The organism is Thioalkalivibrio sulfidiphilus HL-EbGr7 (assembly GCF_000021985.1).
GTDB classification, from domain to species: domain Bacteria; phylum Pseudomonadota; class Gammaproteobacteria; order Ectothiorhodospirales; family Ectothiorhodospiraceae; genus Thioalkalivibrio_A; species Thioalkalivibrio_A sulfidiphilus.
Genome location: NC_011901.1, coordinates 515,856 through 528,022, shown reverse-complemented (window position 1 = coordinate 528,022; position 12,167 = coordinate 515,856). Strand labels below are relative to the sequence as shown.

10 protein-coding genes and 1 riboswitch are annotated in these 12,167 nt (G+C 65.2%); of the genes, 4 read left to right on the top strand and 6 right to left on the bottom strand.

All coding sequences use genetic code 11. The features are described 5' to 3' along the window. Position 1 precedes the first annotated feature (1 nt). The 3 genes from TGR7_RS02440 to TGR7_RS02430 all read left to right on the top strand — a co-directional run bounded on the left by TGR7_RS02440 (position 2) and on the right by TGR7_RS02430 (position 2,109). Positions 2 to 1,330: an MFS transporter gene (locus tag TGR7_RS02440; RefSeq protein WP_012637079.1), complete on the top strand. Its 1,329-nt coding sequence runs from the start codon at positions 2 to 4 to the stop codon at positions 1,328 to 1,330. Then, on the top strand, positions 1,327 to 1,680 hold the full coding sequence (locus TGR7_RS02435) for a hypothetical protein (RefSeq protein WP_012637078.1): 354 nt from the start codon (positions 1,327 to 1,329) through the stop codon (positions 1,678 to 1,680). Before TGR7_RS02440 ends, TGR7_RS02435 begins: the two co-directional genes overlap by 4 nt. A gap of 225 nt (positions 1,681 to 1,905) precedes the next feature. Then, the gene (locus TGR7_RS02430) at positions 1,906 to 2,109 is read left to right on the top strand and encodes a cold-shock protein (RefSeq protein ID WP_012637077.1); all 204 of its coding nucleotides are present in this window, start codon (positions 1,906 to 1,908) and stop codon (positions 2,107 to 2,109) included. Between the two features lie 211 nt (positions 2,110 to 2,320). On the opposite strand, the gene TGR7_RS02425 is transcribed toward TGR7_RS02430, so the two are convergent. The 6 genes from TGR7_RS02425 to pap form a co-directional block, all read right to left on the bottom strand. After that, positions 2,321 to 2,791 carry a GNAT family N-acetyltransferase gene (locus TGR7_RS02425; RefSeq protein WP_012637076.1) on the bottom strand — a complete coding sequence of 157 codons (471 nt, stop codon included), beginning with the start codon at positions 2,789 to 2,791 and terminating at the stop codon, positions 2,321 to 2,323. Between the two features lie 100 nt (positions 2,792 to 2,891). After that, complete coding sequence (locus TGR7_RS02420; RefSeq protein WP_012637075.1) at positions 2,892 to 3,113, bottom strand: DUF2061 domain-containing protein; 222 nt, start codon at positions 3,111 to 3,113, stop codon at positions 2,892 to 2,894. Between the two features lie 224 nt (positions 3,114 to 3,337). Next, positions 3,338 to 4,846: a glutamate synthase-related protein gene (locus tag TGR7_RS02415; protein ID WP_012637074.1), complete on the bottom strand. Its 1,509-nt coding sequence runs from the start codon at positions 4,844 to 4,846 to the stop codon at positions 3,338 to 3,340. A 318-nt stretch (positions 4,847 to 5,164) separates the two neighbouring features. Then, the gene (locus TGR7_RS02410; RefSeq protein WP_012637073.1) at positions 5,165 to 7,222 is read right to left on the bottom strand and encodes a putative bifunctional diguanylate cyclase/phosphodiesterase; all 2,058 of its coding nucleotides are present in this window, start codon (positions 7,220 to 7,222) and stop codon (positions 5,165 to 5,167) included. Positions 7,223 to 7,584: 362 nt separating this feature from the next. After that, the gene (gene thiC, locus TGR7_RS02405; RefSeq protein WP_012637072.1) at positions 7,585 to 9,474 is read right to left on the bottom strand and encodes a phosphomethylpyrimidine synthase ThiC; all 1,890 of its coding nucleotides are present in this window, start codon (positions 9,472 to 9,474) and stop codon (positions 7,585 to 7,587) included. 48 nt (positions 9,475 to 9,522) lie between these two features. Continuing rightward, positions 9,523 to 9,625, bottom strand: a riboswitch (TPP riboswitch). Positions 9,626 to 9,868: 243 nt separating this feature from the next. Continuing rightward, positions 9,869 to 11,356, bottom strand: coding sequence for a polyphosphate:AMP phosphotransferase (pap, locus tag TGR7_RS02400; RefSeq protein ID WP_012637071.1), 1,488 nt, complete (start codon positions 11,354 to 11,356; stop codon positions 9,869 to 9,871). 142 nt (positions 11,357 to 11,498) lie between these two features. Between pap and TGR7_RS02395 the strand changes: the two genes are divergently transcribed. Then, on the top strand, positions 11,499 to 12,155 hold the full coding sequence (locus TGR7_RS02395) for a protein-L-isoaspartate O-methyltransferase family protein (protein ID WP_012637070.1): 657 nt from the start codon (positions 11,499 to 11,501) through the stop codon (positions 12,153 to 12,155). The last annotated feature ends 12 nt before the right edge of the window (positions 12,156 to 12,167 follow it).

Sequence of the window (12,167 nt, the reverse complement as noted above, 5' to 3'; positions counted from 1 at the left end):
GGTGGCGGAACCCGCCTCCAGGCTGCCGCGCCCGGCAGCCGCCCTCTTCGACCTGATCGCCAGCGATGAGGACGCCCGGGTCTGCAAGGACATCCCCGAGGCCGCCTGCCGGGAGATGCCGCGCAACTTCTTCCTCACCATCCTCTCCAACACCGCCAGCAAGATCGGCGACGAACTGGCCAGTGCCAGGCTGGTGCTGGCCTGGCTCATGGCCGCCCTGGGTGCGCCCGGTTTCCTGGCCGGTTTCCTGGTGCCGGTGCGCGAATCCGGTTCCCTGCTGCCCCAGCTGTTCGTGGCCAGTCACATCCGGCGCGCGGCCATCCGCAAGTGGTTCTGGGTGGGCGGCTGCATCGGCCAGGGGCTCGCGGCACTGGGCATGGCGCTGGTGGCCCTGACCCTGACCGGCGCGGCCGCGGGCTGGGCGCTGCTCGGCCTGCTGGCCCTGTTCGCCCTGTCCCGGGGGGTGAGTTCCGTGGCCTCCAAGGACGTGCTCGGCAAGACCATCGCCAAGACCCGGCGCGGTACCGTGATGGGCTACGCGGCGGCCCTGGCCGGTTTCGTCACCCTGGGCGTGGGCGGCTGGGTCAGCCTGCGCGCGGAGAGCGCCGACAGCGTCGGCTTCTTCACCCTGCTCCTGATCGCGGCGGGCCTGATGTGGTTTGCCGCCGGCGGCATCTTCGCCGCAGTCAAGGAGGAACCCGGCGCCACCGAGGGCGGCGGCAATGCGGTCAGCGAGGCGCTGCGCTCCCTCGGGCTGATGAAGACCGACCCCCTGTTCCGCCACTTCGTGATCACCCGTGCCCTGCTCATGAGTACCGCGCTGGCCATGCCCTTCTACGTGATCCTGGCCCAGCAGCAGACCGGCGGCAGCCTGGGGAGCCTCGGGCTCATGATCATCGCCACGGGGCTGGCCGGCGGCCTGAGCGCGCCCGTGTGGGGACGGCTCTCGGACCGTTCCAGCCGCCTGGTCCTGGTAGCCTCCGGCGTGGTGGCCGGAGCCCTGGGGCTGCTGACCTTCGGCCTGTCCGGCATCGAAGGCGCCTGGGCGAAGAGCGAATTCCTGTTCGCCGCCCTGTTCCTGGTCATCGGCATCGCCCACTCGGGGGTGCGCCTGGGACGCAAGACCTACCTGGTGGACATGGCCACCCAGGACAACCGCGCCGCCTATGTGGCGGTGAGCAACACCCTGGTGGGGGCCCTGCTGCTGGTGGGTGGGCTGTTCGGCGTGGTGGCGGACCTGGCGGGGGTGGCCGCCACCCTGGCCCTGCTGGGCCTGATGTCGCTGCTGGGTGCGGCCAGCGCCTGGCGCCTGGAGGAGGTGCAGCGGTGAGAATTTTGCTGGCGGGAGTGCTTCTGGCGCAGCTGTGCATCCAGCAGGCCGCTGCGGCCGACGTCGTGGAAGGCGTACTCGTCTCGACCCATCCCATCGACTGGGAGTTCGCCGATGGCCGCGCCACCGAGGCCTTCCTGGTCATGGACGACGGACGGGAGGTCCGCTTCGCCCATGAACGGGTGACCGAGTTACAACCGGGCGAACGCCTGCGCATGCACCTCTCCGGGCGCGGCATGCAGGAACGGCGCATCCCGGTGATCTGTACCCTGGAAAGACTGGACGCCGGCGGCACGGTTTGGCAGTCCACCCGCGGCAATCTGTGTACAGCCGGGAAGCGTCAGAGGTGAAGCAAGGGTGAGGCGTCACAGCCCCCTCACGCCTTTCCCCTTACCCCTGACAAAATATCGCTGGTGATTCCCCGAACGGCCGCGTATAGTGAGTCTCGCAGTCTGTTCTTGCAGTCAGAGTCGGAAGTCCCCTGTCGTTTCGTTACCGCAGTCACTCCCGCCGGTTGTTCTCCAGGAATCCACTGCATCACCGTTTGTTTCCTGTTATTTGAGGTTTATAGAGTTATGTCTAAAGGCACTGTGAAGTGGTTTAACGAAAGCAAGGGCTTCGGCTTCATTACCCCCGAAGATGGCGGCAAGGATGTGTTCGTGCACTTCTCCGCGATCGAAGCCAGCGGTTTCCGCACCCTGGCCGAGGGCCAGATGGTCTCCTTCGAGGTGACCAACGGTCCCAAGGGTCTGGCCGCTGCGAACGTCAAGCCGGTCTAAGATCAGTCTGCCGAAAGCAGATACCTGGAACCCCGCCTTGTGCGGGGTTCTTTTGTTTTGTCCGTGAAAAAGACCAGCATACCCAGCAGATCAAGACCTGGGACCGGGTAAATCGACAGGATTAACATGATTTACAGGATTTGAGACAAGGACTCGTCTTTCATGACCCAATCCTGTAAATCATGTTAATCTTGTCCAATGCTGTTTTGACTCATGCCCGATGCCAGTAACGCAGGGCGTAGTCCCGGGACTCATCGCGCACCGGCAGGCGCTCCAGGCCCCGCCGCTGGAAGAACGGCTCGGCGTCCGCCTGGGCCTTGATCAGCACACCATCCAAGCCCAGTTCGCGGGCACGCGCCTGGCTGGCGCTCAACAATTGGCTGCCGATGCCCCGGTGCTGCCGGTCCGGGTCCACATACAGGCCATGGAGCAGCAGACCCGACTTGCCCTCGGGCAGATCCGCCGCCTCCGCAGGCTCCCAGGACGCCAGTCCCGCGATGCCCGAATCCGCCTCCACCACCCACACTTCCAGGTGCCCCAGGTCCGTTTCGCTGTAGCGGTACAGGGGCAGGGACAGGCGCTTGACCCGCTCAGGCAGCCGCCAGGTCATGACGGCGCGTTCAATGACGCCATTGATGGCGGGCAGGTCGGCCTTGCAGGCCGTACGGTACGTGATGCTCATCGGGATGGCTCCTGTCACTTCTGTCATGGGCAACCCAGAGCCGGACGGCGCGAAGACTTTTCACCGAGGATTGCTTCACGGCCTTCGCGGTCCGGCTTTTTCAGGCAGCGATCGCAGGTCCCCGGGGGGCGGCAGACGCCCTGGCCGCGCGGCGGGCGCGGATGCGCTCCCAGACCTTCTCGTGGAAGTGGTAGGCCACGGTGTTCACCAGGGGTTCCACCAGGGCCACCAGGCCGCCGATCACCACGCTGCCCGTGAGTGCGAAGGCGACGGCGAAGGCGACGCTGAAGTGCACGATGGCAAAGCTTGCGGTCTTGATCATGGCGGCATCTCCTCATCAAACATGTTGCCTTGATGATGAGATTAGCCAAATGAGAATTATTACTGAAGTTGAATCTTTGGATTTTGTTGATAGCCTTTGACTATCACCGCTTCGGCCATTTCGGTGATGAGAGACAAGATCCAAGAGGCAAGAGACAAGTAGGAAAACCGGCTTTTGTCTTGCCTCTTGTATCTTGTCTCTGACCGCCCCACAGGGGCGGTCTTTCACTTCAAACCCGTCAGCTCGCGCATGTCCCGCTTCCAGGCGGTGAGGTCGTCCCGGCTGAACTGCCCGAGATGATCGTGGCCGCAGGCACGGGCCATGACCTGCATCAGTGCCACCGAGCTCTCCAGGAAACGCGCCAGGCGTGCCGCCCCTGCGTCCACGTCGAGCCGCTTGCGCAGGTCCGGGTCCTGGGTGGCGATGCCCGACGGGCACTGGTTGGTGTGGCACATGCGCGCCGCCACGCAGCCCACCGCCTGGATGGCACTGTTGGCGATGGCGATGCCGTCGGCCCCCAGGGCCAGGGCCTTGATGAAATCCTCGGGCAGGCGCAGGCCGCCGGTGATGATGAGCGTGACGTCACCGGCGCCGCGTTCATCCAGGTGCCGCCGGGCGCGCACCAGGGCGGGGATGGTGGGCACGGAGATGTGATCCCGGAACAGCCGCGGGGCCGCGCCGGTGGCCCCGCCACGGCCGTCGAGGATGAGGTAGTCGGCGCTCGCCTTCAGGGCAAAGTCGATGTCCGCCTCGATGTGGTTGGCGGAGAGCTTGAAGCCCACGGGGATGCCGCCGCAGACCTCCCGCACCCGGTCGGCGAAACGCCGGAAGTCATCCGGCATGACCAGGTCGGTGAAGGTAGGCGGAGAAATGGCGGACTTGCCGGGCTTCAGGCCGCGCACCTTCGCGATCTCCTCGGTGACCTTGCGGCCCGGCAGGTGGCCGCCGGTGCCGGTCTTGGCCGCCTGACCGCCCTTGAAGTGCAGGGCGCCGATCTTCGCGAGCAGGGATTCGTCGTACCCGAACCTGGCCGAGGCCAGTTCGTAGAGGTAACGGGGATTGGCCTCCCGTTCCTCGGGCATCATGCCGCCCTCCCCGGAGCAGATCCCCGTGCCCGCGCGCTGCGCGCCTTTCGCCAGGGCCAGCTTGGCCTCCCGGGACAGGGAACCGAAGCTCATGTCGGAGACGAACAACGGAATGTCGAGCTTCAGGGGGCGTTCCGCCCGCGGCCCGATGATGAGTTCGGTGCCCACCTCGGCCTCCTCCGGCAGGGGCCGGGTGGCCAGCTGCGCGGTGAGGATCTGGATATCGTCCCAGTGGGGCAGGTCTGCCCGGGGCACGCCCATGGCCACGGTCTCGCCGTGGGGGCCGGTCTTCTCCAGACCATGCCGGGCGAGATCATGGATGCGTTCGAGGGTGGGTTCCTCGCGGGTCGCCTTGACCGAGGCACCATTGTTCGGCTCCCCGTCGTCGCCCGTCGATGCCTGTTCCTCATCGAGTCCCGCGTGGCTGCCGTCGCAGTAAGGCGGGTTTCCGGTCTGCTTGCAGCGGCACAGATGGGCCTCGCCATCCTCGTCGGGTGTGAAGGCCATGGGCTTGAAGTCGGTACCCTCGTGGGAACCATCGCAAAACGGCTGGTTCTTCGATCGCCCGCAGCTGCACCAGAAGTACTTCTTGCCGGCCTTGAGTTCGACGGCGATGGGCGTGCGGGCGGCGATCCTGGGCTGGGTCATCATGACTCCCGAGTGTGCATGTGCCGCCCAGCTTAACCTAGTGTCCTGAGTCAGAGATTCGTTGCATTTCAGAGCCCCGCACAAGACCCAAGGCAAGGCGCGGGCCGCAGGCAATGGCAAGCCCTTGGCAAGGACCGCAACGCCGCATTGGGTCTTGTGCGGGGCTCCCTGCGGGCGGGCCTGTACGGGCGCTCGGCCGCGTTGCTCTCGCTCGAATGGGCCTGCCCGTCCTTCGCTCGTGCGCCTTGCCGTGCATCCCGTACAGACCCGCTGAAATGTAACGAATCTCTGACTCAGGACACTAGCGACACACTCAGGTTAACCGATCGAGAACATCCGCCCCGTGTCGTTGAGCAGATCCTCGAAGTCTTCCGCCGGCAAGGCCCTGGCAAACAGATAACCCTGGGCGAAGTCGCAGCCGGCATCAGACAGCAGCCTGCGCTGCCCTTCGGTTTCCACGCCCTCCGCGATCACCTTCAGGCCCAGTTCGTGCGCCATGACGATGATGGCCTTGGACAGGGCCACGTCGTTCGGATCGTTTTCCAGGTTGCGCACGAAACTGCGATCGATCTTCAGGTAGTCGATGGGGAACTGCTTGAGGTAGGAGAGCGTGCAATAGCCCGTGCCGAAGTCATCGATGGCGATCTGGATGCCCGCGTCGCGAAACCGGAACAGCTGCCTGGTGACTTCGTCATGGGCATGGAGCAGGAGGTTTTCGGTGATCTCGATGACGATTTGCTCACCCCTGACACCCATTTCCTCAAGGTGGTACAGCCAGGACTCGACCCGCTCCGCGCCCTCGCTCCGGAACTGCAACGGGGACATGTTCACGCTGACTTGGATATCCGTGCCGAAGCGATCGCGCCACACCCTGGCACGCCGCACCGCCTCCCTGAACACCCAGTCACCCACCCCTTCGATGAGCCCGGTATCCTCCGCCAGGGGAATGAATTCCGCCGGACCAACCAGACCCCGCTCGGGATGGTGCCAGCGGAGCAATGCCTCTGCCTTCTGGATCCGCCCCGAGGCAAGTTCCACGATGGGCTGGAAATGGGCCTCGAACTGCCCCTGGTTCACCGCCTGCCTGAGTTCCCTGGACAGCCTGAGCCGCTTCTGCGCCGCCTCCTGCAAGGCATGGGTGAAATAGCAGAAGCGGTTTCTGCCCAGCCTCTTGGCCGAGTACATGGCCTGGTCGGCATGCTTCATCAGCTCGCCCATGTCCTCGGCGTCGCCCGGGTACAGGGTGATGCCGATGCTGGCGGAGATGTGAGCCACCCCTTCGCGGAGGTAGTACGGCTCGGCCACCCGGGAGATGAGCTTCTGCGCGATCTCCTCCACGTGGGCCTTGCCGGTCAGATCGGACAGGATCACCGTGAACTCGTCTCCGCCCAGGCGGGCGACCGTATCCGTATCACGGATGCAGCCGCTGATGCGCCGGGCTGCTTCCTGCAGGAGCACATCACCGACGTCGTGGCCCAGGGTATCGTTGACCTCCTTGAATTCATCGAGATCGATGAGCAGCAGCGCAAGGGCAGCGCCCGTTCGCTGGCATTTTGCGATCTGCTGATCGAGCCGATCCAGGAACAGACGGCGATTGGGGAGTTTCGTCAAGGGATCAAAGTTGGCCTGCTGCTGGATGATCTCCTCGGCGCGCTTGCGCTCGCTGATGTCGATATACGTGCCGATCAGGCGCGTAGGCGCGCCGTTCTCATCCCGGGCGGCCACCATGCCCCGGGCCTGCACCCACTTCCAGCTGCCATCCTTGCAGCGCTTGCGGTGTTCATGGGTGAAACTCTGCACCTCGCCATCGACCAGCCGCTGGCAGGCGGCTATGAGGGCCGGCGCATCGTCCCGGTGCACCAGCGCCTGCCATTCCTCCGCACTCGCGCCGATCTCATGCTCCTCGTAGCCCAGCATGTGCTTGCAGCGCACGGACAGGAGGATCTTGCCTGCGGAAAGATCCAGGTCCCAGACACCCGCACCGGCACTGTCCAGTGCAAACCGCCAGCGCTCCTCGAGATCTCTCAGTCGTGCGTTCGCCTCAGCGGTCTGCTGCTGGGATTTGACGAGCCTGCGCACCAGCCGCTGCAGGCTGTGCGCGGCCGACGCATCTTCCGGCGCCTCGCGCAGGCGGGCGAGGTTCTGGATCACAAAGGGTCGGGTGGAGACCGTTAACGCATTGACCACGCTCCCGCGGATCTCCGTTTCGAACAGGCGGCGGTCGCTGTGCAGGGAGGATTGCAGGCTGTTGACCAGAACAGCTTCAAGCTGCCTCTGCATCACAGCATAGACGGCGAAACCAGAAACCAGGGTCAATGCAGCCAGTAGCACGCCGCCGATCAGTGTGATTCGCTGGCTTTCGCGCTTCCTGGCCAAATGAACTCCTCATTTCCAGTCATGCAATGGCCACAGGGGCGGAGACATGCCCCATCCCGGGGTATGCCTCTTCCTTATGTGGGGTAGGTCGTCATGGCTCCCTTGTCAAGCAGATGAGGCATGCTTCCGCCACCATATTGCAGCCAGCGAACAAAAACATCCATCCAAAAAACATCATTTTCCTTGATGAACAGCACATCCCTGACCCCGTCGCCCAGGCACGCACCGATACATCGACCGGGGTGCAGCAGTGATGATACTCGAGGAGAATCGGCGGCTGGCTCACGGGGCGGGCTGTCGGACAGCAAGAGCCGCTGTGCTACTGAGAGTGCTCCCCGCCAAGGCCCGACAAAGGTCGGGACTCAAACCTCCCGGTAGATCTGCGCGCCCTTGTTCACGAACTCCACCGCCTTCTCCTGCATGCCCTTCTCCAGGGCCTCCTGCTCGGAGATGCCCTGCTTGACGGCATAATCACGCACGTCCTGGGTGATCTTCATGGAGCAGAAGTTGGGCCCGCACATGGAGCAGAAGTGCGCCACCTTGTGGGCCTCCTTGGGCAGGGTCTCGTCGTGGAATTCCCGGGCCCGCTCCGGGTCCAGGGCCAGGTTGAACTGGTCCTCCCAGCGGAACTCGAAGCGGGCCTTGGAAAGCGCATTGTCCTGCACCTGAGCGCCGGGGAAGCCCTTGGCGAGATCGGCGGCATGGGCGGCGATCTTGTAGGTGATGATGCCGTCGCGCACGTCCTGCTTGTTGGGCAAGCCCAGGTGCTCCTTGGGGGTCACGTAGCAGAGCATGGCGGTGCCGTACCAGCCGATGTTGGCGGCACCGATGCCGGAGGTGATGTGGTCGTAGGCCGGCGCGATGTCCGTGACCAGGGGGCCCAGGGTGTAGAAGGGCGCCTCGAAGCAGTCGCTGAGCTCCTTGTCCACGTTCTCTTTGACCATGTGCAGGGGCACGTGGCCCGGGCCCTCGATCATCACCTGCACGTCATGCTCCCAGGCGATCTTGGTCAGCTCACCCAGGGTCTCCAGTTCGCCGAACTGGGCGGCGTCGTTGGCATCCGCGAGACAGCCTGGGCGCAGGCCGTCGCCCAGGCTGAAGGCCACGTCGTAGGCCTTCATGATCTCGCAGATCTCCTCGAAGTGGGTGTAGAGGAAGTTCTCGCGGTGATGGGCCAGGCACCACTTGGCCATGATGGAGCCGCCCCGGGAGACGATGCCCGTGACCCGGTCGGCGGTGAGCGGCACGTAGCGCAGCAGCACGCCGGCGTGGATGGTGAAGTAGTCCACCCCCTGCTCCGCCTGCTCGATCAGGGTGTCCCGGAACAGCTCCCAGGTCAGCTCCTCGGGCTTGCCGTTGACCTTCTCCAGGGCCTGGTAGATGGGCACGGTGCCGATGGGCACGGGGCTGTTGCGCAGGATCCATTCACGGGTCTCGTGGATGTTCTTGCCCGTGGACAGGTCCATGAGGGTGTCGCCGCCCCAGCGGCAGGACCACACCAGCTTCTCCACCTCCTCCTCGATGCTGGAGGTGACCGCGGAGTTGCCGATGTTGGTATTGATCTTCACCCGGAAATTGCGCCCGATGATCATGGGCTCCAGTTCCGGGTGGTTGATGTTGCTGGGGATGATGGCCCGGCCCGCGGCCACCTCGTCACGCACGAACTCGGGCGTGATCAGCTCCGGGATCTTCGCGCCGAGGGGCTGGCCGGCGTGCTGGCGCAGCAGCTTGGCGTAGCGGGGATCGGCGCGCATCTCCTCCAGGCGGGCGTTCTCGCGAATGGCGACGAACTCCATCTCGGGAGTGATGATGCCCCGGCGGGCGTAGTGCATCTGGGTGACGTTCAGGCCAGGGCGCGCCCGGCGCGGCGCACGGATGTGCTCGAAGCGCAGCGCGGCCAGCTGCGGGTCGGCGGCCCGGGCGCGGCCGTACTCGGAGCTGGGCCCGTCCAGGCGCTCGGTGTCCTGGCGCGACTCGATCCAGGCCTCGCGCAGCGCCGGCAGACCCTGCATCAGGTCGATGGACGCGGCCGGGTCCGTGTAGGGGCCGGAGGTGTCGTAGACGGTGATGGGCGGGTTCTCCTCCGCCCCCATGGAGGCCTGGGTGGGCGCCTGGCTCACCTCCCGCATGGGCACGCGAATGTCCGGGCTCGAACCCTGCACGAAGATCTTGCGGGAATTGGGGAACGGCCGGGTGATCTCCTCGGAGAGCCGGGCGGTCTTGGCGATGAAGTCCTGGGGGATGGCGCTCATGGTGTACCTCGCGTGGGGAGCGGCGGAAGGTACGGAGCGGCCGATGAGGCAATGGCTCCGAAGCTTCCCTCCGCCGGTATGATCCGGTTCAGGTTCCAAGGGTATTTCTCAGCCCAATCGGTGACTCCGGTGGGCACCCCTAGCCTCGTCTTGATCTGAAACTATAGCAGCCCGGTCGGGTTTGCTGGAATAGTGGCAAGTAGCAAGTGGCTAGTGGCAAGAAAAATCAAAGGCTTGCCGCAGAGGCGCGGAGAAGAACTGACTCGACAGGATTTACATGATTAACAAGATTTAAAACATGGATTTTGTGGTTTCTGATTCAATCCTGTTAATCATGTAAATCCTGTCCGATCCTTTGACTTTTCTGCGCCTCCGCGCCTCTGCGGCAGCCTTACTAATCCAGCACAGCTTCCAGGCGCTCGCAGACCGTTTCGATGACGGCCACCCGGGCGAAGCGCTTGTCCTCGGACGGGACCAGGGTCCAGGGGGCGTGCTCGGTGCTGGTGCGGAATACCATCTCGTTGATGGCCGCCTCGTACTCCGGGCGCTTCTCCCGGTTGCGCCAGTCCTCGTCGGTGAGCTTGTGCTGCTTGTAGGCGGTCTCCTCCCGGGCGCGGAAGCGGGCCAGTTGCTCTGCCTCGCTGATGTGCAGCCAGAACTTGTGCACCAGGATGCCGTGCTCGCAGAGCTGCTGCTCGAAGTCGTTGATCTCGTGGAAGGCCCGGCGCCACTGCTCCGCCCGGGCCAGGCCCTCCACCCGCTCCACCAGCACCCGCCCGTACCAGGAACGATCAAACACGGTGATGCGCCCGCTCCCCGGCACCTGGCGCCAGAAGCGCCACAGATAATGATGGGCCAGCTCCTCATCCGTGGGCGCCCCCACGGGGATGACCCGGTGCAGCCGGGCATCGATGCCCGCTGTCAGCCGCCGGATGGTGCCGCCCTTGCCCGCCGCGTCCCAGCCCTCGAACACCAGCACGCTGGCCCGGCCGGCGTCACGGGCCTTCCAGGTCAGGGCGCGCAGGCGCCGCTGGGCCTCCTCCAGACGCTTCTTGTACCGGGACTTGTCCAGGGACTGGCCCAGGTCCACCTGGTCCAGCACCGTGAGTCGCGCTTCCTCCGCCTCGGGGAGGCTCGGGGCGTGGGACAGCATCTCCTCCCGGTGCACGGGGCCCTCGGCATCCAGCCGTTCCGTGATGGCCTTGAGCAGGGTGCGGGCCACGGTCAGGTCCCGGTAGCGGGGGTCGGTGGCCTCGATCAGGTACCAGGGGGCGAGCGCCGTGTCCGTGGCCTGGATGACCGTCTCGCCGATACCGACAAAGGCCTTGTAATCCAGCAGCTTGTCGCCGTTGCGCCGGCGGGACCAGCGGCTGTCCGGGTCCTGCTTGCGTGCCTTGAGGCGCTGTTTCTGGGTGTCCTTGTCCAGATGGAACCAGAACTTGAGGATCAGGGTGTCCTCCAGGGCCAGCATGCGTTCCAGGTCCCGGATGCGGGTGGCGGCCGCCTCCACCCGGGCCCCGTCCCACTCACCGGTGGTGCCGCGCATCAGCGGCTCGGAATACCAGGCGCCGAAGAACAGGCCGATCTTTCCCCGGGCGGGCAGGCTGCGCCAGTAGCGCCAGTAGCGCGGGTGGGATTGCTCCTCACTGGAGACGTCCCAGAAGGCGTGGGTCTCGGTGCCGCGGGTGTCCAGCCAGCCGTTGAGCCGGTTGACCACCTCGCCCCGGCCCACGCCCTCGACCCCTTCCACGATCACCAGCACCGAGACCCCGCTGTCGCGCAGGCGCTGCTGGGCCTCCGTGAGCCCGGCGCGCAGCGCCGGCAGGGCGTCCTTGTACTCGGATTTGGAGACCTTGCGGCCCAGTTCGGCGGCTTCAAACATGCGGATGGGTCCCGGCTGTGTGCGCTGCCCCTATAGCACACCGATTCCCCCATCAGGGCAAGCGGGACTTGCCCGGCCGGGGCCTTGTACGTACCCTTTGGCCGCTTACCGTCCTTTCAACCCCAAGCAGGATGTCATGGTCATGAACTTCGAACAGGCCCGCTTCAACATGGTCGAGCAGCAGATCCGCCCCTGGGATGTGCTGGATCAGAGGGTGCTCGACGTGATCGAGCAGACCCCCCGGGAACTGTTCGTGACCGAGCAGCACCAGGGTCTGGCCTACGCGGACATCGAGATCCCCCTGGGCCACGGCGAGTCCATGATGGCCCCCAAGGTGGAGGCCCGCATGCTGCAGGCCCTGAACGTGCGGCCCACGGACGTGTGCCTGGAGATCGGCACCGGCTCCGGCTATGTAACCTGCTGCCTGGCCAAACTGGGCGCCCAGGTGGACAGCGTGGACATCCACGATGACTTCAAGTACGCCGCCATGAAGCGCCTGGAACAGCAGGGCATCACCAATGCCGCCCTGCGCCAGGGAGACGCCGCCCATGGCTGGACCGTGCAGCGGGAGCGCTACGACGTGATCGCCGTGACCGCTTCCCTGCCCGAGTACCGGGACTGCTTCGAGCGCCAGCTCAACGTGGGCGGGCGGCTGTTCGTGGTGGTGGGTCAGGCCCCGGTGATGGAGGCCATGCTCATCACCCGCCTGGGCGAGAATGAGTTCACCCGGGAGATGCTGTTCGAGACCTGTCTCAAGCCCCTGGCGGGCACCGAGCCCAAGCCCCGCTTCGTGTTCTGAGGACGGCCTGCG

Coding starts and splice junctions, on each gene's coding strand:
- TGR7_RS02430 (WP_012637077.1), top strand. CDS start 1,906: ATGTCTAAAGGCACTGTGAAGTGGTTTAACGAAAGCAAGGGCTTCGGC.
- TGR7_RS02425 (WP_012637076.1), bottom strand. CDS start 2,791: ATGAGCATCACGTACCGTACGGCCTGCAAGGCCGACCTGCCCGCCATC.
- TGR7_RS02420 (WP_012637075.1), bottom strand. CDS start 3,113: ATGATCAAGACCGCAAGCTTTGCCATCGTGCACTTCAGCGTCGCCTTC.
- TGR7_RS02415 (WP_012637074.1), bottom strand. CDS start 4,846: ATGACCCAGCCCAGGATCGCCGCCCGCACGCCCATCGCCGTCGAACTC.
- thiC (WP_012637072.1), bottom strand. CDS start 9,474: ATGAGCGCCATCCCCCAGGACTTCATCGCCAAGACCGCCCGGCTCTCC.
- pap (WP_012637071.1), bottom strand. CDS start 11,356: ATGTTTGAAGCCGCCGAACTGGGCCGCAAGGTCTCCAAATCCGAGTAC.
- TGR7_RS02395 (WP_012637070.1), top strand. CDS start 11,499: ATGAACTTCGAACAGGCCCGCTTCAACATGGTCGAGCAGCAGATCCGC.